General features: G+C 72.9%; 23 protein-coding genes. 10 read left to right on the top strand and 13 right to left on the bottom strand.

What is annotated here, in order from left to right; genetic code table 11:
* Nucleotides 1–69 precede the first annotated feature (69 nt).
* Together ACFYPM_RS12515 and ACFYPM_RS12520 are read left to right on the top strand one after the other, a co-directional pair.
* Complete coding sequence (locus tag ACFYPM_RS12515; RefSeq protein WP_387194815.1) at nucleotides 70–1,053, top strand: aldo/keto reductase; 984 nt, start codon at nucleotides 70–72, stop codon at nucleotides 1,051–1,053.
* Between the two features lie 85 nt (nucleotides 1,054–1,138).
* A complete protein-coding gene (locus ACFYPM_RS12520) occupies nucleotides 1,139–1,333 on the top strand; it encodes a hypothetical protein (RefSeq protein WP_387194818.1) in 195 nt (64 codons plus the stop codon).
* Between the two features lie 125 nt (nucleotides 1,334–1,458).
* Here ACFYPM_RS12520 and ACFYPM_RS12525 read toward each other — a convergent pair whose 3' ends face one another.
* The 7 genes from ACFYPM_RS12525 to ACFYPM_RS12555 form a co-directional block, all read right to left on the bottom strand.
* Nucleotides 1,459–1,662, bottom strand: a complete 204-nt coding sequence (locus ACFYPM_RS12525; RefSeq protein WP_088962828.1) for a cold-shock protein — start codon at nucleotides 1,660–1,662, stop codon at nucleotides 1,459–1,461.
* A 287-nt stretch (nucleotides 1,663–1,949) separates the two neighbouring features.
* The gene (locus ACFYPM_RS12530) at nucleotides 1,950–2,222 is read right to left on the bottom strand and encodes a DUF4235 domain-containing protein (RefSeq protein WP_387194821.1); all 273 of its coding nucleotides are present in this window, start codon (nucleotides 2,220–2,222) and stop codon (nucleotides 1,950–1,952) included.
* Nucleotides 2,219–2,593 (bottom strand): DUF3618 domain-containing protein, encoded by a 375-nt coding sequence (locus ACFYPM_RS12535; RefSeq protein WP_357375224.1) that lies wholly within the window; start codon nucleotides 2,591–2,593, stop codon nucleotides 2,219–2,221. Before ACFYPM_RS12535 ends, ACFYPM_RS12530 begins: the two co-directional genes overlap by 4 nt.
* Nucleotides 2,590–3,024 carry a phage holin family protein gene (locus ACFYPM_RS12540; RefSeq protein ID WP_387194825.1) on the bottom strand — a complete coding sequence of 145 codons (435 nt, stop codon included), beginning with the start codon at nucleotides 3,022–3,024 and terminating at the stop codon, nucleotides 2,590–2,592. Before ACFYPM_RS12540 ends, ACFYPM_RS12535 begins: the two co-directional genes overlap by 4 nt.
* 213 nt (nucleotides 3,025–3,237) lie before the next feature.
* Nucleotides 3,238–4,425, bottom strand: a complete 1,188-nt coding sequence (locus ACFYPM_RS12545) for a mechanosensitive ion channel family protein (RefSeq protein ID WP_387194828.1) — start codon at nucleotides 4,423–4,425, stop codon at nucleotides 3,238–3,240.
* A gap of 81 nt (nucleotides 4,426–4,506) precedes the next feature.
* Nucleotides 4,507–5,328 (bottom strand): DUF1206 domain-containing protein, encoded by an 822-nt coding sequence (locus ACFYPM_RS12550; RefSeq protein ID WP_387194831.1) that lies wholly within the window; start codon nucleotides 5,326–5,328, stop codon nucleotides 4,507–4,509.
* A 59-nt stretch (nucleotides 5,329–5,387) separates the two neighbouring features.
* Entirely contained in the window at nucleotides 5,388–5,753 is a 366-nt protein-coding gene (locus ACFYPM_RS12555; RefSeq protein WP_387194834.1) for a hypothetical protein, read from the bottom strand.
* Between the two features lie 96 nt (nucleotides 5,754–5,849).
* Between ACFYPM_RS12555 and ACFYPM_RS12560 the strand changes: the two genes are divergently transcribed.
* Both ACFYPM_RS12560 and ACFYPM_RS12565 read left to right on the top strand, forming a co-directional pair.
* The gene (locus tag ACFYPM_RS12560; protein WP_387194836.1) at nucleotides 5,850–7,076 is read left to right on the top strand and encodes a cysteine desulfurase-like protein; all 1,227 of its coding nucleotides are present in this window, start codon (nucleotides 5,850–5,852) and stop codon (nucleotides 7,074–7,076) included.
* Entirely contained in the window at nucleotides 7,073–7,360 is a 288-nt protein-coding gene (locus tag ACFYPM_RS12565; RefSeq protein ID WP_387194839.1) for a GNAT family N-acetyltransferase, read from the top strand. Before ACFYPM_RS12560 ends, ACFYPM_RS12565 begins: the two co-directional genes overlap by 4 nt.
* Nucleotides 7,361–7,374: 14 nt before the next feature.
* On the opposite strand, the gene ACFYPM_RS12570 is transcribed toward ACFYPM_RS12565, so the two are convergent.
* Complete coding sequence (locus ACFYPM_RS12570) at nucleotides 7,375–8,865, bottom strand: glycoside hydrolase family 3 protein (RefSeq protein WP_387194841.1); 1,491 nt, start codon at nucleotides 8,863–8,865, stop codon at nucleotides 7,375–7,377.
* A 217-nt stretch (nucleotides 8,866–9,082) separates the two neighbouring features.
* Here ACFYPM_RS12570 and ACFYPM_RS12575 point away from each other — a divergent pair, with 217 nt between their 5' ends.
* The 4 genes from ACFYPM_RS12575 (at nucleotide 9,083) to ACFYPM_RS12590 (ending at nucleotide 12,555) form a co-directional block, all read left to right on the top strand.
* A complete protein-coding gene (locus ACFYPM_RS12575; protein ID WP_255421242.1) occupies nucleotides 9,083–9,208 on the top strand; it encodes a hypothetical protein in 126 nt (41 codons plus the stop codon).
* A gap of 99 nt (nucleotides 9,209–9,307) precedes the next feature.
* Nucleotides 9,308–10,258 carry a TIGR03557 family F420-dependent LLM class oxidoreductase gene (locus tag ACFYPM_RS12580; protein ID WP_387194844.1) on the top strand — a complete coding sequence of 317 codons (951 nt, stop codon included), beginning with the start codon at nucleotides 9,308–9,310 and terminating at the stop codon, nucleotides 10,256–10,258.
* Between the two features lie 74 nt (nucleotides 10,259–10,332).
* Nucleotides 10,333–11,964: a RecQ family ATP-dependent DNA helicase gene (locus tag ACFYPM_RS12585; RefSeq protein WP_387194847.1), complete on the top strand. Its 1,632-nt coding sequence runs from the start codon at nucleotides 10,333–10,335 to the stop codon at nucleotides 11,962–11,964.
* A gap of 87 nt (nucleotides 11,965–12,051) precedes the next feature.
* On the top strand, nucleotides 12,052–12,555 hold the full coding sequence (locus ACFYPM_RS12590; protein ID WP_387194850.1) for a hypothetical protein: 504 nt from the start codon (nucleotides 12,052–12,054) through the stop codon (nucleotides 12,553–12,555).
* Here ACFYPM_RS12590 and ACFYPM_RS12595 read toward each other — a convergent pair.
* Nucleotides 12,545–14,137, bottom strand: a complete 1,593-nt coding sequence (locus tag ACFYPM_RS12595) for an MFS transporter (protein WP_387194853.1) — start codon at nucleotides 14,135–14,137, stop codon at nucleotides 12,545–12,547. The genes ACFYPM_RS12590 and ACFYPM_RS12595 overlap by 11 nt on opposite strands.
* Nucleotides 14,138–14,220: 83 nt before the next feature.
* Here ACFYPM_RS12595 and ACFYPM_RS12600 point away from each other — a divergent pair, with 83 nt between their 5' ends.
* Both ACFYPM_RS12600 and ACFYPM_RS12605 read left to right on the top strand, forming a co-directional pair.
* Complete coding sequence (locus ACFYPM_RS12600; RefSeq protein ID WP_387194856.1) at nucleotides 14,221–14,982, top strand: TetR/AcrR family transcriptional regulator; 762 nt, start codon at nucleotides 14,221–14,223, stop codon at nucleotides 14,980–14,982.
* A 9-nt stretch (nucleotides 14,983–14,991) separates the two neighbouring features.
* The gene (locus tag ACFYPM_RS12605) at nucleotides 14,992–16,026 is read left to right on the top strand and encodes a helix-turn-helix domain-containing protein (RefSeq protein WP_387194859.1); all 1,035 of its coding nucleotides are present in this window, start codon (nucleotides 14,992–14,994) and stop codon (nucleotides 16,024–16,026) included.
* 154 nt (nucleotides 16,027–16,180) lie between these two features.
* Here ACFYPM_RS12605 and ACFYPM_RS12610 read toward each other — a convergent pair whose 3' ends face one another.
* From ACFYPM_RS12610 to ACFYPM_RS12625, 4 genes are read right to left on the bottom strand one after another with little or no spacing between them, the layout of a single operon-like run.
* Nucleotides 16,181–17,164 (bottom strand): DNA topoisomerase IB, encoded by a 984-nt coding sequence (locus ACFYPM_RS12610; protein WP_387194862.1) that lies wholly within the window; start codon nucleotides 17,162–17,164, stop codon nucleotides 16,181–16,183.
* Nucleotides 17,148–18,101: a glycosyltransferase family 9 protein gene (locus tag ACFYPM_RS12615; RefSeq protein ID WP_387194865.1), complete on the bottom strand. Its 954-nt coding sequence runs from the start codon at nucleotides 18,099–18,101 to the stop codon at nucleotides 17,148–17,150. The genes ACFYPM_RS12610 and ACFYPM_RS12615 overlap by 17 nt, the downstream gene beginning before the upstream one ends.
* Nucleotides 18,098–18,799, bottom strand: coding sequence for an SDR family oxidoreductase (locus ACFYPM_RS12620; RefSeq protein ID WP_387194868.1), 702 nt, complete (start codon nucleotides 18,797–18,799; stop codon nucleotides 18,098–18,100). The genes ACFYPM_RS12615 and ACFYPM_RS12620 overlap by 4 nt, the downstream gene beginning before the upstream one ends.
* Complete coding sequence (locus tag ACFYPM_RS12625) at nucleotides 18,796–20,220, bottom strand: PfkB family carbohydrate kinase (RefSeq protein ID WP_387194871.1); 1,425 nt, start codon at nucleotides 20,218–20,220, stop codon at nucleotides 18,796–18,798. The genes ACFYPM_RS12620 and ACFYPM_RS12625 overlap by 4 nt, the downstream gene beginning before the upstream one ends.
* Nucleotides 20,221–20,234: the final 14 nt, after the last annotated feature.

Genomic DNA, 20,234 nt, shown 5'->3' on the forward strand with positions numbered 1-20,234 from the left:
ACCGTACGTCCGTCTTGTTAGCGTACGGCTCCCGTGGCAGGCCGGCAACCCGATCACTAGGCTCGGGGTATGGAACAGCGCAGCTTCAACCGGCTCGGCCGGACCGTCGGGGCGGTCGGCCTGGGCGCCTGGCAACTCGGCGCAGACTGGGGCACCGTCAGCGAGGCCGACGCGATGGCGGTGCTCGCCGCCGCCGTGGACGACGGGGTCACCTTCCTCGACACCGCCGACGTGTACGGCGACGGCCGCAGCGAGCAGCTGATCGGCCGCTTCCTGCGCACCCGACCCGACGCCGGGCTGACCGTCGCCACCAAGATGGGCCGTCGCGTCGAGCAGCGGCCGGAGGCGTACACCCTGGACAACTTCCGGCAGTGGACCGACCGGTCCCGGGCCAACCTGGGCGTGGACACCCTGGACCTGGTCCAGCTGCACTGCCCACCCACGGCCGTCTTCTCCTCCGACGAGGTCTTCGACGGCCTGGACACCCTCGTCGCCGAGAAGGTCATCGCCGGGTACGGCGTCAGCGTCGAGACCTGCGACCAGGCGCTCACCGCGATCGCCCGGCCGGGGGTGGCGAGCGTGCAGATCATCCTCAACGCGGTGCGCCACAAGCCCCTGGAGGGTGTCCTTCCGGCGGCCGCCGCGGCCGGCGTGGGCATCATCGCCCGGGTGCCGCTGGCCAGTGGTCTGCTCTCCGGCCGCTACGACGAGCACACCGAGTTCCCCGCCGACGACCACCGCAACTACAACCGGCACGGCGCGGCCTTCGACGTCGGGGAGACGTTCTCCGGGGTCGACTACGAGCGGGGCCTGGCCGCCGTACGCCGGCTGGCGCCGCTCGTCGACTCGGACCGCACGATGGCGCAGTTCGCCCTGCGCTGGGTGCTGGACCAGCCGGGCGTCACCGTCGTCATCCCCGGCGCCCGCGACCCGGAGCAGGCCCGGCGCAACGCCCAGACGGCGGCCCTGTCGCCGCTCACCGACGGCCAACTGGCCGCCGTACGCGAGATCTACGACGAGCTGATCCGCCCGCAGGTGCACGACCGCTGGTGACTGGCGCGCCCCGGCTCGCGCCACGCCGTCCGAGCGGCGATGCTGGAGGACGGCGTGCCGCTCCGGGCGGCGGAGAGGGGATGCGATGAGGGGTTGGCTTTCGCTCACGCTCGGCCTGTTGGCCGTGGTGATCGGTGCGGTGTGGACGGTGCAGGGCCTCGGCTACGTCAGCGGCAGCGTCATGACCGACGAGAAGATCTGGGCGGTGATCGGCCCGCTGGTGGCGTTGGCCGGGCTGGTGGTGCTCTGGCTCGGCCTGCGCTCACGCCGCCGGAACTGACCCGCCGGTCCACACTGGCGTCCGGCCGCAGCAAGGACGAAGCCCCGTATCCCGAATGGGATACGGGGCTTCGCAAACGACCCGGACCGAATCGTCCCCTGGCCGGCCGGAGCCGACCAGCTCACTCAGATGGGACGGACCTGCTCGGCCTGCGGGCCCTTCTGACCCTGAGCGATCTCGAACTCCACCCGCTGGTTCTCCTCCAGCGAGCGGTAGCCGCTGGACTGGATGGCCGAGAAGTGGACGAACACGTCAGCACCCCCACCATCGACGGTGATGAAGCCGAAGCCCTTGTCAGCGTTGAACCACTTCACGGTTCCCTGAGCCATGTGAATCTCCCTCTAAAAACTGGTGGCCGTGCACGCCGTGCGGCCGATTGGCCGTTTCGAGCAGCGGCGCCTGAGGCGGCCCCACGAAGGAGACTTCTCTCAACCCACGCCATCTCGCAACAGCGGGGACCAGCAAATCACGGAGGTAAAAAGTCTGTCACGACCTCTCCGACGAATTTCTCCGACATGTGACCTGACGGATGCCTCAGTTTCGCTGGGCGGCGTCCGAAGCCATGCGAAAGCCCTCTTCCCATCGATGCGGGAAGAGGGCTGACATCGCCGGGCGGTCAGTCCGGCCAACTGCCGGTCATCCGGCGGACACCGACCGCGCCGCCCCGGTCCACAGCGGCCCGGACGACCGCGAAGATGGCCCCCTGCAACGCCGCGGCGGCCAGGACCTCGCCCCAGCCGCGATCCTCGTCGGTGGCGTTGGGCGCCTCACCGTCGCCCGCGGTGACCTTCCAGACCTGCCGGAAGATCGCCCCGGCCACCGTGCCGGCGGCGATACCCAACAGCACGCCGACCGGCCGGTACGCGACCCTGCCGATTTTCTTGCTCACCGACGCCTCCCCCGCACGATCATCAACACCACCACGGTGGCCACCGCACCCGCGGCGACGACCGCCCACGGCATCGGGTTGCGGCGTACCAACTCGCCCTTGTCGTGCGCCTGCGCGCGCACCAACCCGCCCTTCTCGTAGGCCTGTGCCCGCGCCATCCCGGCGCCCCGCACGGCCTGCCCGCGAACCCGGGCGACGGTCTGCGCCGCCTGCTCGCGCATCCGCTCCTTCGCCTGCTCGGCGGACTCCTTCAGGCGGGCCTTGACGTCGGCCTTGGCGGCCAACGCCTCCATCGTCTCGCCCAACTCGACCCGGGTACGACGGATCTCCTCGCGGAGGGCCTCCGTGTCCCCGGTTCCGTTGCCCGTCATTGCCGCCCCCTGTCCTTCACCGCGGCGGTGACGGTGTCCACGTCGGCCCGGAGGCTGCGGACCGTGGCCGCCGGCATCGGCGGAACGGCCCGACTGACCTGCTTCTTGCCCACCAGGGCGAGAATGCCGGCCACCAGGAAGCACGCCACCGCCACGATCAGCGCGGCGGCCCAGGCGGGCAGCACCAGGTCGAGCAGCAGGATCGCCGTGGCGACAAGCGCGCCCAGGCCGAAGAACGCCAGCGCGCCACCGCCGCCGAACAGGCCGATCCCGATGCCCGCGTGTTTGCCCTTCTGGGTCAACTCCGCCCGGGCCAGCGTCAGCTCGTCCCGTACCAGACGGGAGATCTGCTCGGTGGCCCGCTGCACCAACTCGGCGGTGGAGGGCTCGCTCCCGTTCTGGGATGTGCGGGCGTTCGCCACGTCAGCCATGCTGTCCTCCTTTCCCTATCACCGCGCTGTATGCCCGGAGTTGCCGCCCGTCAATCCTAAAACGTGACGAGCGGCCCACCGTTCCCGTTGTCCGAACGCCGCGCCGACAAGCCGGCGACAAACCACTGCGCTGGCGTCAGAGATGTCCGGCAGCACATCCCCCACCCAAGCCCGACCAAACCTCGCAACCCGCGACACGGCGTCGACACGCTCCTAGGTGCGGGCTTCCTCGGGACCCACGAAGGCCTCGCTGCGGGCGTCGCCGTCGTCGCTGCCGCCGAAGACGCGGGCGTCGTCGGGCGCCTCGGTATCGGACGGGCGGCGTGCCGGGCGTCTGGGCTGCACCCACTGCCAGGGCAGGTTGCTGGTGGCGTCGCCCAGCTCGGTGCGTACGCGGGGCATGGCCGTCGGGCGGTTGTCCCGGATCCAGCCGACCAGGTGCTCCCGGACGAGGCAGCGCAGGTCCCACAGGCTGCCCGCGTCGGCGGCGCTGACCAGAGCCCGCATCCGGACCATCCCGCCGGTGGCGTCGGTGACCTGCAGGACGCAGACCCGCCCGTCCCACAGGTCGGTGCCCTCGACCAACCGACGCAGCTCCTCGCGCATGGTCTGCACCGGCACCGCCCAGTCGACGTCGAACTCGGCGGTGCCGAGCACCGCCGCCTCGGTGCGGGTCCAGTTCTGGAAGGGCTTGCTGGTGAAGTAGGAGGTGGGCAGGATCAACCGGCGGTCGTCCCAGATCTGCACCACGACGTAGCTGAGGGTCAACTCCTCGATCCGACCCCACTCCCCCTCGACGACGACCACGTCGTCGAGCCGGACGGCGTCGCTGAAGGCGAGTTGGAGGCCGGCGAAGACGTTGCCGAGCAGGCTCTGCGCCGCCAGCGCGGCCACCACACCGAACACCCCGGCGGAGGTCAGCACACCGGCGCCGATGCCCCGCACGGCGGGGAAGGTCATCAGCATCACGCCGATGGTCAGGATGACGATCACCGCGATGGTCAGCCGGCGCAGCATCACCACCTGGGTCCGGACCCGCCGGGCGTGCCGATTGTCCGGTACGTCGACCCGGAACCGGGCCAGCGCGGTGTCCTCCACGACGACCAGCAGGGAGGCGACCAGCCAGGCCGTGGTGGCGATGACGCCGAGGATGAGCAGGTGCAGCAGTAGCCGCCGCCAGCTCTCGCCGACCGCGTACCCGGTGCTGAAGCGGACGGCGAACTGCACGGCGACGACCACGCCGGCGACCTGGAACGGGCGGTGCGAGTGATCGGTCAACTCGGTCAACAGCAGGGACCGGCGGCCGAACCGCCGGGTGAGTCGGTGGACGACCTCCACCAGGAACAGGGCGACCGCCGCCGCGACGAGCGCGGCGACGACCGTTTCGAGATAGTTCTGCACGGCCTGATGCTTCCCTTCGACGGGCGTCGGGCACTCCGGGCAAAAGCCCAAGAGTGCCCGAAAACCCGGATATCGACCAGCTCAGACCTTGCGGTACCGGGACTGGAGGAAGCAGTAGACGCCGAAGGCGGCGATGCCCAGGGCGACGAGGGCCAGCAGGAACACACCGTACGACTGCTCGCGCAGCGCGTGCAGCGCGGCGTCCAGACCACGGGCCTTCTCCGGGTCGTAGTTCACCGCCGCCACGATGACCAGCAGACCGGAGATGCCGTACGCGACGCCCTTGGCGATGTAGCCGGCCATGCCCAGCCGGCGGGCCAGCGTACGGGTCTTGGCGCTCATCTCGCCGGTCTTCAGGTGCTTCTCGAACTTCTTGCGGGCACCGTAGATCACCAGGCCGATGCCGATCGCGGCGACCACCAGCCCGGCCAGGCCGACCAGCCAGCGGCCACCGCTGGAGGTCATCAGCTTGCCGGTCAACGCCTCCTGCTGGTCGGCGCTGTTGGAACCGGCGTCCTTGAAGACCTTGAAGGCGGTCCAGGCGAAGTAGAGGTAGACGATGGTCCGGCCGGCCGAGGCGAGTCGCTCGGTGACCCGCTCCTTGCCGCGCTCGGCGCGGTGCCCGACCGCCGCCTCCAGCGCCTGCCAGATAGCCATGGCGAGCAGGCCGACCGCGACGGCGATGACCAGGAACTTACCCAGGGGCTGTGCGGAGAGGGTACGCAGCGCGCCGGACTGGTCGCCGTCGTCGGACGACGTGCCGAACGCGATCTGCAACGCCAACCAGGCGAAGAGGAGGTGGACGATGCCGTAGCCGATGAAGCCGGCCCGGGCGAGAACTTCCAGCCACCGGCTGTCCGCCGTACGGGAGGCGGTGGCTTCGGCGCTACGGGTGAGTGACATGGCGTCACAATCTCCGATTTCGAAGATTCCCAAACGTCGGCCACCGCCACCCGCCCAGGTCAGCTACCCGGGTTACGCGATACGCGGATCTTGACCTGCTGGTCGGTCACGCTGTCCAGGGTGACCGCGAAGCCGCCGGCCTCGGCGGCCTGCTGCCCCATGGTGAGGCTGAGCTGTTCACCGGCGACCTCGACGGTCACCTGGTCACCCTCGGCGCCGACCAGTTTGGCCTCGACACCCAGGATGGTGGCGCTCGCGTCGACACCCCGCTCGAAGGTGACAGTGCAGGCGTCCAGCCCGCAGTCGGTGGAGGCGCCCTGGGAACTGCACCCGGCGAGCACGGCGAGGCCGAGCACCAGACCGGCGAAGAGACCGGCGGCGCGGCGAACGGGGGAAGGGGGAATGGTGGCGGGTCGGTTCGTCACCTCACCAACAGTACGAGACATCCGCGACGCCCCGACCCTTGGTGATCCACCCGCCGGCCGCGGGAGGCAGCGGGAGCACCGGCTAGGGTCCGGGACATGCCGTTCGACATCGCCCGCACCCGGGCCGCCTACCCCGCCCTGACCGAGGGTTTCGTCCACTTCGACGGTGCCGGGGGCACCCAGACCGCCAGCGGTGTGATCGACGCGGTCACCGACGCCATGCGGGCGGCGGTCGGCAACCGCAGCGCCGCCAACGTGGCGGGTCGCCGGTCGTTGGAGCTGGTGGCCGAGGCCCGCTCGGCGGTGGCCGACCTGCTCGGCGCCGACCCGGCCGGGGTGGTGCTCGGCCCGAGTGCCACCGCGCTGACGTACACGCTGGCCCGCACGCTCGGCGCGACCTGGCACCCCGGTGACGAGGTGGTCGTCTCCCGGCTCGACCACGACGCGAACGTCCGACCGTGGGTGCAGGCCGCCGAGGCGGCCGGCGCGACGGTGCGCTGGGCCGAGGTCGACCGGCACATCGGCGAGCTACCCGCCGCCCAGTACACCGATCTGGTCGGCGAGCGGACCCGGCTGGTCGCGGTGACCGCCGGCAGCAACGCCATCGGCACCGTGCCGGACGTGCCGGCGATCGCCAAGATCGCGCACGCGGTCGGCGCGCTGGTCTGCGTCGACGGGGTGCACTCCGTTCCGCACGGGCCGACCGACCTGACCTCACTCGGCGCCGACGTGCTGGTGACCAGCGCGTACAAGTGGTCCGGTCCGCACCTGGCGGCGATGGTGGCCGACCCGGCCCGGTGGGCGGCGCTGCGCCCGACGAAGCTGATCCCGTCGTCCGACGCGGTGCCGGACCGCTTCGAGTACGGCACCCCCAGCTTCCCGCTGCTGGCCGGCGTGACCGCCGCGGTGGACCACCTGGCCGGGCTGGACCCGGACGCGGCCGGCGACCGGCGGGCGCGGCTGCGCGCCGGGCTGGCCGCCGCCCAGGCACACGAGGAGGCATTGCTGGACCGGCTGCTCGCCGGGCTGGCGCAACGCCCGGCGATCACCGTCTACGGCTCGCCGGCCCGGCGCTGCCCGACGGTGTCGTTCCGCGTCGCCGGGGTGTCACCGGCGGCGACCCAGGAGGCGCTGGGCGCCGCCGGGTTCTGCCTCTCCGTCGGCGACTACTACGCCTACGAGTACTTCCAGCTGATGGGCCTGCGCGACAGCGGCGGCGCGGTGCGGGCCAGCATCTACCACTACAACACGGCCGACGAGGTGGACCTGTTGCTCGGCGAACTGGACGCGGTGGCCGCGGGCGCGGGGAGAATGGCCGGATGAGCACCCTGGTCGAGGACAACCCGGCGAAGCACCGCTTCGAGATCCTGGTCGACGACGCGATGGCCGGCTTCACCGCGTACCTGATGCGCGGGGAGGTCCTGGTCTTCACGCACACCGAGGTGGACCGGGGCTTCCAGGGCAGGGGCGTGGGCGGCGCGTTGATCCGGGGCACCCTGGACCAGGTCCGCGCCCGGGGCGGCACGGTGGTGCCGCAGTGCCCGTTCATGGCCGCGTTCATCGACAAGCACCCCGAGTACGCCGACCTGGTCGCCGGCCTGCCCTAGGCGGGCCGGTCGGCTCAGCGGGCGCCGGTCAACACCTCGGCGGCGGCCCGACCACTGGCCCGGGTGGCACCGTGGGTGGCCAGGTGCACCGCCCCGGTGACCACCTCGGGCACGCCCAGCTCGACCACGACCGCGTCCGGCCGGGCGGCGAGGGCGCGTTGCACGGCGGCGCGCATCCAGTCGTGCCGGTGCAGATCGCGGACCACCAGGACCAGAGGGCGGGTCCCCGCCCCGGCAGCCGGGTCGGCCGGCACGTCGGGTTCGGCGTAGCGGACCGTGCTCGTACCGGGCAGCAGTTCGCCCAGCGGTGCGCCGATGCCCCACGGGGTTTCCGCGCCGATGGCGATGTTGCGCAGCGGCTCGAACTCGACGACGTGCGCCGCGCGGGTCAACGGCAGCGCGTCCGGCGCGGTCCCGGTGGCAGTGATGCGGACGGCCCGACGGGCGGCGACGAGCCCGACGTCGGCGGCGGCGCGTGCTCCGGCCAGGCCGGTGGTGCGGGCGGCCATCGTCCAGGCGGCGAGTTGGCCGACGCGCTTGGCCGCCTCGGCGAGGCGTTCCTCGGGCAGCTCACCGGAGACGACCGCGGCCACGATGGCGTCGCGCAGTTCGCGGGCCGCCTGCTCGTCGGACCGTTCGCCGCCGACGCAGATCGCGTCGGCCCCGGCGGCGAGGGCGCGGACCGTCGCCCCGGCGAAGCCGTACCGGTCGGCGACCGCGCGCATCTCCACCGCGTCGGTCACCACCACCCCGGAGAAGCCCATCTCGTCGCGGAGCAGCCCGCCCAGGATGCGCTGACTCAGGGTGGCCGGCAGCCGCGGGTCGAGCGCGGGCACCAGCAGATGGCCGGTCATCACCGCCTGCACCCCGGCCGCGACGGCGGCCCGGAACGGGACCAACTCGCAGGTGTCCAGCCGCTCCCGGTCTGCGGTGATCCGGGGCAGGTCGTGGTGGGAGTCGACGCGGGTGTCGCCGTGCCCGGGGAAGTGCTTGGCGCAGGCCGCCACCCCGCCGGCCTGGAGCCCGCGAACCCAGGCGGCGGTGTGCCGCGCGACCAACGCCGGGTCGGCGCCGAACGAGCGGACGCCGATCACCGGGTTCGCCGGGTTGGAGTTGACGTCGGCGTCCGGGGCGTAGTTGAGGGTGACCCCCGCCGCGGCCAGCTCGACGCCGAGGTCCCGGGCGACCGCCTCGGTCAACTCGGGGTCGTCGACCACTCCGAGGGCGAAGTTGCCGGGCCGGGAGCTGCCCTGGACCGACTCGAGTCGGGTGACGTCGCCGGCCTCCTCGTCGATCGCCACGATGACGTCCGGACGCTCGGCGCGCAGCGTCGCGGTGAGCGTCGCCACCTGTTCGGAGTCGACGACGTTGCGGGCGAAGAGCACCACCGAGCCGAGGCCCTCGCCGAGCCAGCGGCACACCCAGGGTGGCGGGGTGGTGCCCACGAACCCGGGCTGGAGGACGGCGGCGGCAAGGGCCGGGAGGTGCCCGGTGGGAGTGGTCACGCCACCCCCTCCTGGCGCTCGGCGTCGATCACCGGCGTCGGTACGCCCCCGTCGGCCCACTGGTTGCGCTCGCTCATGCGGCCCCCGTACCCCATCTCTCGCGCGCCCTCGGCGCACCGCCACCGGCAGGCGGTTCTGCCATGGTCACACTGAGCGATTCAATAGTCAATAAACCTTACAGTTGCCCCGGCGGCCCGCTCCCGGGGAGAGTGCGGGGATGGACCCCGCCCTGCTGGCCGACGCGACGAGCCCGGCCGACATCCCCGGCGTACGCCTGCTCGGCCTGGTGGTCGGCGCCCTGCTGCTGCTCGCCGCGATCCGGGCGATGTTCGGCCGGCGTTGAGCGCCCCGCACCGCGCGCCCGGCCCGGCGCCTCGGGTGTGGCCGACCACGACCGGGGTACGGCTTCCCCATCAGCAGGTACGCGCCGAAGGGGAGAGCTATGAAGATCGGATATTTCCTGTCCAGTGAGGAGTTCACGCCGGCCGAGCTGCTGGAGCAGGCGCGCGGCGCCGAACGGGCCGGCTTCGAGGCGCTGTGGATCTCCGACCACTACCACCCCTGGGTGGACGCGCAGGGCCAGAGCCCGTTCGTCTGGTCGATGATCGGCGCGCTCAGCCAGGCCTGTTCCCTGCCGGTGACCACCGCCGTGACCTGCCCGACGGTACGGATCCACCCGGCCGTGATCGCCCAGGCGGCGGCGACCAGCGCGGTGCTGCACGGCGGGCGTTTCGTGCTCGGCGTCGGCACCGGCGAGGCCCTCAACGAGCACATCTTCGGCGACGCCTGGCCGCCGGCCGACGTCCGGCTGGAGATGCTGGAGGAGGCCGTCGAGGTGCTGCGCAAGCTGTGGGACGGCGGCTTCGTCAACCACCGCGGCACGCACTACACCGTGGAGAACGCCCGGATCTACACGCTGCCCGACACCCCACCGTCGATCTACGTCTCCGGCTTCGGACCGAAGGCCATCGACCTGGCCGCCCGGATCGGCGACGGCTACGTGAGCACCATGCCCGACGGCGACATGGTCCGGCGCTTCCGCGAGAACGGCGGCGGCGACAAGCCGTGCCAGGCCGGCTTCAAGGCGGCGTACGCCGACAGCGAGGACGAGGGCGTCCGCATCGCGTACGAGCGCTGGCCCAACGCCGGGGTGCCGGGCGAGCTGTCCCAGGTGCTGCCCTCGCCGCGGCACTTCGAGCAGGCCGCCGAGCTGGTCAAGCCGGAGATGGTCAAGGAGGCGTTCGTCTGCGGCAACAGCGTCGACGCACACCTGGAGATGATCGACAAGTACGCCAAGGCCGGCTTCGACGAGGTCTACGTCGCCAACACCGGCCCGCACTACCAGGGCCTGTTCGACCTCTACCAGCGCGAGGTGCTGCCCCGGCTGCGCTGAGCCACCGATCACCGAGCCCATGATCGTCCGGGATACGTTTCGGCGGTCATGGGCTCGGGTACCTCCGGCCCTCGATGAAACTGTCCACGCACTCGATGTCGTTGCGCCGCGCGGCCCGCAGCCTTTTCGGCTGGCAGGCGCTGCGGCCCAACCAACTGGCCGCCATGCGCGCGGTCATGAAGCGACGCGACGCCCTGGTGGTGTTGCCCACCGGTGCCGGCAAGTCGGCCATCTACCAGATCCCGGCCAGCCTGATCCCCGGCCCCACCGTGGTGATCTCCCCGCTGCTGGCCCTCCAGCAGGACCAGATCGCCTCGCTCAACGAGCGGCAACGTCCGGAGCTGCGGGCGGTGCGGATCAGCTCGAACGAGTCGCCCAGCCAACAGGCCCAGGCGATCACCGAGGTCCGCGAGGGTCGGGCGGAGTTCCTGTTCATCACGCCGGAGCAGCTGAGCAACCCGGACCGGATGGCGGAGGTCGCCGCGCTGAAACCGGCGCTGGTGGCGATCGACGAGGCGCACTGCATCTCGGCCTGGGGGCACGACTTCCGGCCCGACTACCTGGCGCTCGGGCACCTGATCGATGGCATCGGTCGGCCGCCGGTGGTCGCGCTGACCGCCACCGCGTCCCCGCCGGTACGCGACGACATCATCGCCCGGCTGCGGCTGCGCGACCCGGAGGTGGTGGTCTCCGGGCTGGACCGGCCCAACCTGTTCATCGAGGTGGCGCACTGCCCCGCCGAGGACTATCGGTGGCGGCGCCTGATGACGCTGCTGCGCGACGAGGGGCGGCCGGGAATCATCTACGTGCCGACCCGCCGGGCCGCCGAGGAGCTGGCCACCCGGTTGACCGACGCCGACTTCCCGGCGCAGTTCTACCACGGTGGGATGCCGGCCGGCGCGCGCACCGAGCTGCACGAGGCGTTCCTCGCCGACCAGGTCCCCATCATGGTGGCGACCTCGGCGTTCGGCATGGGCATCGACAAGCCGAACATCGCCTGGGTGGCGCACATGGCACTGCCCGACTCGCCGGACAGCTACTTCCAGGAGATCGGCCGGGCCGGCCGCGACGGGCAGCCGGCCCGGGTGCTGCTGCTCTGGCGGGCCGAGGACGTCGGCCTGCAACGCTTCTTCAGTGGCGGCCTGCCGGACGCGGACGAGCTGCGGGACCTGGCCGCACTGCTGCGGCGCAAGCCGGCCACCAAGACCGAGCTGCGCGAGACCACCGGCCTCGGGCCGCGCAAGCTGGGCCAGTACCTTTCCCTGCTGGAGCAGGTCGGCGCGGCCGAGCCGCGGGCCCGGCAGCGCATCGGCGCTCCGCGCTACTCCCCCGCCGCCACCGAGGCCGCCGCGGCGGCGGTGGCCGAGGCGGAGCGCCAGCAGACGGTGACCCGGTCCCGTACCGACATGATGCGGGCCTTCGCCGAGACCAACGCGTGCCGGATGCAGACCCTGCTCGCCTACTTCGGTGAGCAGATGACCGAGGTCTGCGGGCACTGCGACAACTGCCACGCCGGCACCAGCGTCGCCGACCAGGGTGCGGTCGGGCCGTTCCCGGTGCACAGCCACGTGCGTCACCCGGAGTGGGGCAGCGGCATGGTGCTCTCCTACGAGGAGGACAAGATGACTGTTCTCTTCGACGAGGTCGGTTACAAGACGTTGTCCGTGCGCGTGGTGTCCGAACAGGGCCTGCTGACCCTGGACTAGCCTGACCCGGGCGCCGCCGCGCGCCCGGTGGATCCACCAGACAGAGCACCGATTGATCAAGCAGAGCAGGGCGGAAGGGGCGTGGCCGTGATCGAGCAGCCGGCGTACACCGGGTTCGGTTTCTCCGACGGGGAGTGGGGGCTGCTGGTCGGCCTTCCCCAGTCGGTGCTGACCGCGGCGAGCGCCGCCGAGTCCGACGGCACCCGCCGGACCATGGCGGAGAACGCGGCCGGGCTGGAGACCGTCGCCGCCGGCCGGGAGTCGGCCAGCCCGCTGGTCGCCGCCGTGGCCGGCGAGATCGTCACCCGGGTCGGTGACCCGGACACCGGTGAGGAGTTGCCGGTCATCGCGCCCGCCGACCCGGGGGCGTACATCGACGACGTGCTGGTGCGCGCCGGCCAGGCCGCCGCTCTGCTGGCCGGCCGAGTCGACGAGGGTGAGGCCGGCGCGTACAAGCACTGGCTCGTGAAGATCGCCGAGCAGGTGGTCGGTGCCGCGTCCAGCGGTGGGCTGCTGGGCATCGGCGGCGAGTCGGTCAGCGACTCCGAGCGGCGTTTTCGCGACCGGCTCGCGCACGTGCTCACCGACTGACCGACGACAACGAGGCATCGGCCGGACCGGCCGGCTCGGCGGCGAGCGCCGTGGGGTCGGCCGGTCGGACGCCGCGCAGCGTGGTCAGCGCGGCCGCCGCGCCCAGCAGCATCGCCACCATCGCGGCGATCGCGGCCAGGTGCATCCCGTCGGTGAACGCGACCCCGGCGGCGTGCCGAACCGCGTCGGCCAGGTCCGCCGGCAGTCCCTGGGCGACCGCGAGCGCACCGGCCAGGGTCTCCTGGGCCGCGACGCCAGCCTCGGCGGGCAGCCCGGCCGGCAGGCCGCCGACGATCTCGCGGTGGTAGACCGCCGCTCCGACGCTGCCGAGGATCGCCATGCCCAGCGCCCCGCCCAGTTCGCTGCTGGACTCGGTGAGCGCCGACGCGACACCCGCCTGCTCGGGCGGTGCCGCGCCGAGGACCACCTCGGTGACGAGTGACATGACCATCACCAGGCCGCCCGCGTAGATGCTCGCGCCGACCAACAGCAGCCACAGCGCCGAGTCCGGTGTGACCCGGGTCAGCACCACGAAGCCGAGCACGGCGATGGCGAACCCCGCGCCGATCAGGTAGGCGCGCTCGACGCGCTGGGCGAGCGCGGCGGCGGCCGGCGCGACCCCACCCACGGCGAGGGACGGCACCAGGCTCCACAGTGCCGCCCGCAGCGGGCTCAGGCCGAGCACCAGTTGGAGGTGCTGGGTGGTGAAGATGGCGAAGCCGACGATGGCGAACATCGCCAGCAGGTTGACCGCGAGCGATCCGGCGAAGCCGCGACGGCGGAACAACGCGAGGTCGACCATCGGGTACGCCCGGGTCCGCTGCCGGTGCAGGAACAGCGCGCCCACCAGCAGGCCGCCGACGATGGCAAGCACCCGAACCGGGCTCACGCCGTCGCGGGCCATCTCCTTGATGCCGTAGATCACCGGCAGCAGGGCACCGAGCGACAGGGCCGCGCTGATCAGGTCGAACCGCCCGGTCGCGGGGTTGCGGAACTCGGGCACCAACGGCGGGGCGAGCAGGAGCAGCAGCACCATCGCCGGGATGTTGATCAGGAAGATCGAGCCCCACCAGAAGTGCTCCAGCAGGATGCCGCTGAGCACCGGGCCGATCGCGATGCCGCCGGTGAGGGTGGCGGTCCAGATGCCGATGGCGGTGCCGCGCTGCTTGGCGTCGGGAAACATGTTGCGCACCAGGGCGAGCGTCGAGGGCATCAGGGTGGCCCCACCGACGCCGAGCACGGCGCGCGCGGCGATCAGCGTCGCGGTGCTGTCGGCGTACGCGGCCAGCAGCGACGCCGCTCCGAACGCGGTGGCCCCGATGAGCAGGAGCCGGCGTCGGCCGATCCGGTCACCGAGGGCGCCCATGGTGATGAGCAGCCCGGCCAGCACGAAGCCGTAGATGTCGAAGATCCAGAGCTGCTGGGTGGCGGTCGGACGCAACTCCGCGCTGATGAACGGGACGGCGAAGTAGAGCACCGACACGTCCATCGAGACCAGCAGCAGCGGCAACATCAACACCGTGAGCCCGATCCACTCGCGTCGGCCCGCCCGGGGTGCGGGTGTGGTGGTCGTCGTCGTCATGATCGATTTCCTCTCTGCGTATGGCGTACGCTGTTATGCGTAGACCATACGCAGAACTAGGATGGCCGGGCAAGGAGGAAAATGTGGCGGCGACGACAGGCGACAACGAGCCGGTGCTCCCACCGGCCATCGAGAACGCGTGGGGGCTGCGGGACCGCCCACCCAAGGGCCCGCGGCCGGGCATGAGCGTGCCCGGCATCGTGGACGCCGCCGTCCGGGTGGCCGACGCCGACGGGCTGGCCGCCGTCTCGATGAGCCGGGTGGCCAAGGAACTGGGCGCCGCCACCATGGCCCTCTACCGCTACGTCGGCTCGAAGGACGAGCTGCTGATGCTCATGGTGGACGTCGGGTACGGCCCGTCGCCCGGCCCACCCCCACCGGGCACCGACTGGCGCGCCGGGCTGACCCGCTGGGCCTGGGCCGAACACGACGCCCTGCGGCAACGGTCCTGGCTGCTGCACGTGCCCATCACCGGCCCGCCGATCACCCCCCAGCAGCTCGGCTGGATGGAGGACGGGCTGCGCTGCCTGGACGGCTCCACGCTCGCCGAGAGCGAGAAGATGTCGGTGCTCCTGTTGCTCACCGGGTACGTCCGCAACGAGGCCACCCTCACCTCGCAGGTCGCCGAGGGCAGCCGGGCGACAGGCGTCGAACCGAACGAGATGATGCCGGCGTACGGCCGACTGGTGGCCCGGCTCATCGACCCGGCCCGCTTCCCGGCCCTGCACCGCGTGCTGGCTGCCGGCGTGCTCAACCAGGACGACGATCCCGACGACGAGTTCACCTTCGGCCTGGACCGGATCCTCGACGGCGTCGAGGCGCTGATCCAGCGTCGAGCGGGCTGAGGGAGTCCGATGCTACCGAGAGGCACCATCGACACCACCGTCCTGCCACCGGGCGAACGGTTCGGCATGTGGCTGGACCTGGTGGCGCGCACCTCGGCACCGCTGCGCATCCGGTCCGCGCACAGCGGCGACTTCGCCGCTCGCGCCGACTTCATCGCGCTCGGCCCGATCGAGCTGGTGCAGTACGAGTACCCGTCCCTGGACGCCACCCGGACCCGGAAGCTGGTCCAGCGGTCCGACCCGGAGCTGTACATCCTCGCCCTCACCACCGGGGGCGTCGGCGCGTCCAGCCAGGACGGGCGCAGCAGCGAGATCCTGGCCGGCGAGTTCACCTTCTACGACGCGTCCCGGCCGCACGACGTGCGCCACCACGCGACCGAGCCGGAGCGGGACCAGGCCACCTCGATCATCACGATGATCCCGCACGCCGCCTTGCCGCTGCCACCACAGCGGATGGCCGCCCTCTACGGCGGCCGGATGTCCGGCAGCGAGGGCATCGGGGCGCTGCTGGCACAGTTTCTGCTCCAGGTGACCGGGCACCCCGAGCAGTACCACGCCGCCGACGCCAGCCGTCTCGGCGCGGTGGGGCTCGACCTGGCCACCACGATGCTCGGCCGGCACCTCGTCGCCGAGGACGCCGTGCCCACCGAGGTCCGCCGCCGGGCGCTGCTCACCCAGGTGCAGTCGTACATCCACCGCCACCTCGGCGACGCGACGCTCGGCCCACAGGTCGTCGCCGACGCCCACCACATCTCGGTGCGGTCCCTGCACCGGTTGTTCGAGGCCGAGGACACCACGGTGGCGTCGTACATCCGGGAACTGCGGCTGACCCGCTGTCGGCGCGACCTGACCGACCCGGCCCTGCGCGGCCTGCCCGTGCAGGCCGTCGCGGCGCGGTGGGGTTTTCCCGACAAGGCCCACTTCAGCCGGGCGTTCCGCGCCGCGTACGGCACCACCGCACAGGAGCACCGCGACGGTGGCTCGGATCTGGCGCGGATCCTCAACCGCCAGGCATCCACGGTCAACTCGCTGCCGGCAGACTGACACCAGGGCGGCCGGCCATCGCAAGGTGGGCCGCCAACGGGGGCCGTGGCGAGGCGCCCGCCGCGCGAGCGGCGGGCGGCCGCCCGGTGGCACCCGGTGATGCCGAGGCTCCGGCCCCGTCGTGCGCATCCCCCAGAGTCGCCGACGGGGCCGGTCAGGACTTCTCCAGCAACTCCAGGACCACCCGCTCGGCCTCCGCCCGGGGTGCCCGTGGGTCCACTGACGCCACCACCCCGTCGTGGTACAGGTCGAGCACCCGCGGGTCCACGTACGACGCGCGAGCCACCGTCGGGGTGTTGCCCAGCAGCTCGGCCACCTCGCGCATCACGGCGACCACCGCCTTGCGCCGGGCCGTCACCGAGCGGGCCGGGCCGGCGGTGGCCAACTCGGTGGCGGCGAGCACGGTGGCGTGCCAGGTGCGGAAGTCCTTGGCGGTCATCTCCCCGCCGCTGGCGTCCCGCAGGTAGCCGTTGACCTCGTCGCTGCGCACGTCGCGCCACTCCCGGCCGTCCCAGTAGCCGAACAACCGATCCGCCCGGCGCCGGCGGCGGCGCAGATTGGCCAACACCTGACACAGCTCCGGGTCCTCGATCCGGCGTACCTGTTCGATGCCGCCCTTCGCGGGAAACACCAGGACCACGCAGCCGCGCCGGGACCGGGCGTGCTCGGGGCGCAGCGTGGACACCCCGTACGTCGGGTCGTCGCCGGCCGCGTACTGGTCGCTGCCGACCCGGAACATGCCCATGTCCAACAGTCGGGCGACAGTGGCCAGCACCCGGTCCCGGCCCAGCCCACGGCCGTCCAGGTCACGGCCCACCCGCTCCCGCAACACCGGCAGGCGCCGGGCCACCTCCAGCATGCGGTCGAACTTCGCCTCGTCCTGCTGCTCCCGCCACCGCGGGTGGTAGACGTACTGCTTGCGCCCGGCCGCGTCGATCCCGATCGCCTGGATGTGGCCGTTCGCGTGCGGCGCGATCCAGACGCTCTCCCAGGCCGGGGGGATGACCAACTCCCGCAGCCGGGCCAGCACCTCCGGATCCCGGACCGGATCACCGGTCGGGTCCACGAAGAGCCAGCCCCGACCGCGCCGACGCCGCCCGTACCCCGGTCGACCCGGGTCGCTACGCCGCAACCGCACCGGAGACCCGCACCACCTTCGCCACCTCAGCCACGGCGGCCAGCACCTCGTCGAGGCGCAGGGCCGCCATCGTCGGGTGGCTTCCTGCCCCGTCCCACCTCGGCCAATCTCTCGCGCCGGCCCAGAGCACGCGGTGCCGGGGTCGGTCCACCGGCGGCCCCCAGTGCGCCGGCGGCACCGGCCCGAAGAGGACGACCGACGGGGTGCCGAACCCGGTCGCCAGGTGGGCCACCCCGGTGTCCCCGCTGACCACCACCCGGGCGTTGGCCACCAACGCGGCGAGCGCGCCGAGGTCGGTCCGCCCGGCCAGCACGGCGTCGGACGACAGGCCGGCCGCGTCGGCCACCTGTGCGACCAGCGCCCGCTCGTCGGCCGAGCCGGTGAGCAGGACCCGGTGCCCCTGGTCGGTGAGCGCCCGGGCCAGCGCGGCGAACCGCTCGGCGGGCCACCGTTTGGCGGGGACCTTGCTGCCGGGATGCAGCACGGTGACACCGGTGGGCAACCCGGCCGCACCGGGCCGGCGCAGACCGAGGTCGGTGCCGTCGGCCGGAATGTCGTACCAGGACAGCAGCCGGCACCACCTGTCCACCTCGTGCTCGTCGACGGACCACGGCGGGCCGTCGCCGCAGCCGGCCTCGGCGTTGGCGAAGGCCAGCAGCCGGTCCGGTCGGGTGGCCGCCAGCAACCGGTGCGACCCCGGACCCCGGCCGTGCAGGTTCACCGCGACCGACACCGCCGAGCCGGTCCGCAGGGGCCGCTCCAGCCCGGTGGTGTCCACCAGCCGGTCGACGCCGCCGACCAGGTCGACGAGCGGGGACAGCCAGGCGGGCGCGGCGAGCGCCAACTCCGGACCGGGGTACGCGGCCCGCAGCGCCCGCAGCGCGGGCACCGCGGTGAGCAGGTCGCCGACGCCCAGCGCGCGCAGCACGAGGATCACGGGTACGAGGTCTCCTGCTCGGCGCAGACCACGAGCTCCCGCACCGCGCAGCCGGGCGGCTGGTTGAGCGCGAACATGATCGCCGCGGCCGTGTCGGCGGGGTCGTTGAGGATCGCGTCCGGCCCCGGCTTGTACTGCGGGTCGCGCTCGTCGAAGAACGACGTGTGCATCCCGCCCGGAATGAGCAGCGTGACACCGACCTGACCGGCCAGCTCGGCGGCGAGGGCGCGGGTGAACCCCACCACCCCGAACTTCGCCGCGCAGTACGCGGTGGCGTCGCTGACCGCCTTGACGCCCAGCGTGGAGGCGACCGTGACGATGCGGCCCCGCGACGTCAGCAGGAACGGCAGGGCGGCCCGGATCACCGCCGCGGTGGCGAGCAGATCCACGGCCACGATCCGGTCCCAGGTCTCCCCCGGCACGTCGGCGAGCCGACCGGGCACGTCCGTGCCGGCGGCGGTGACCACCGCGTCCAGGCCGCCGGCCTGCTCGGCGAGGTGTTGGGTGGCCACCTCGGCGGCCCGGGTGTCGGCCAGGTCGCACTCGGTCCAGGACACCCCGTCGGCCGGCGGTTGCCGGTCCAGCACGATGGGCCGACCACCGGAGGCGGCCACCGCGGCGACCACCGCCGCGCCGAGCCCGCTCGCGCCGCCGGTGACCAGGACTGTCGGTCCGGCGCCGGGCCGCGTGGCGGTCATCGGGTGCGCTCCCCGCCGGAGCGAACGATCAGGTCGGTGGTGGAGCGGCCGTCGAGGTAGGGCACCACCACCGTGTTCCCACCCCATCGGCGCAAAACCTCCGCCTCCGGCAGGGCGGCGGCAGCGTCGCCGCCGCCGGTGGCGTAGTCGCCACCCTTGACCCAGATGTCCGGTCGGACCCAGGACAGCGCCGCGTCCGGGGTCGGCTCGTCGAAGATGAGGACCGCGTCGACACAGCTCAGCGCGGCCAGCAGCCGACTGCGGTCACCCTCGGACATCACCGGCCGGTCCGGTCCCTTCAACCCGGCCACGCTGTCGTCCGAGTTCACGCACACGATCAGGCAGTCACCGAGTTGCCGGGCCGCCTGCAGAGTGGCCACGTGCCCGGCGTGCAGCAGGTCGAAGCAACCGCCGGTGGCCACCACCGTGCCTCCCGCGGCGCGTACCTCACCGAGCAGCGTGGCGACCGCCGCGACGCCCACCCGGTCGCCGCCCGGACCGGCGACGCTCGTCGGCGTGGGACGCACCGGCGGTGGCAGGGCCGCCGCCACTCCCCCACCGGCCACGTACGCGGACGCCTCCGCGACCGCCGCCTGCACCGCCTCGGAGACCAGCGCGCCCTGGGCCAACGCGAGGCTGGCGGCGGCCGCGAACCGGTCGCCCGCCCCGCAGGTGTCCCCCTCGGCGCTGCCCGGGGTCGGCACCACCAACGGTGTCGACCCGGCGTGGCAGAGCAGCGCGCCGTCCCCACCCAGCGTCACCGCGACCGCACCGGCCCGCCAGCGTCGCCGCAGGCCCTGCGCGCCCCGCGACGCGGTGGCCAGCCGGGAGGCGCCGGGCAGCGCGGGGACCAGCTCGCGCACCTCCGACTCGTTCGGGGTGGCCAGATGGACGCCGGGGACAGCCGCCGGACCGCGCGGATGCGGGTCCCACACCACCGGCGCGCGGGTGGCGGACAACGCGGCACGCAGCGCCGGCTGCCGGGCCACCCCCCGGCCGTAGTCGCTGACCAGCACCGCCGACGCTCCGGCGATCACCCGAAGCACCTCGTCGGAGGGCTGCCCCGGCTCCCCGGACGCCCCGCCCCGGTCGTGGCGCAGCAGCACCCGACCCCGAGCCCGCAGCCGGATCTTCTCCGGCGTCGCACCGGACAGGGCCAGCGGGTACACCTGCACGCCGGCGGCGGCGAGCAGCGCGCTCAGTCGGGCGCCGCCGGCGTCGTCGGCGAGCGCGGTCACCAGCACCACCTCGGCGCCCTGCGCGGCGGCGAACACCGCCGCCAGACCGGCGCCACCGGGTCGGTCGCTGGCGGCGGTCTCGTCCAGGACCGGCACCGGGGAGTCCGGGCAGAGCCGGTTCACCACCCCCTCCACGTCCCGGTCGAGCAGGGTGTCCCCGAGCACCACCACCGGTCCCCTCACGCCTACCTCCCCAT

This window comes from Micromonospora sp. NPDC005203, from assembly GCF_042872705.1.
Taxonomy (GTDB): domain Bacteria; phylum Actinomycetota; class Actinomycetes; order Mycobacteriales; family Micromonosporaceae; genus Micromonospora.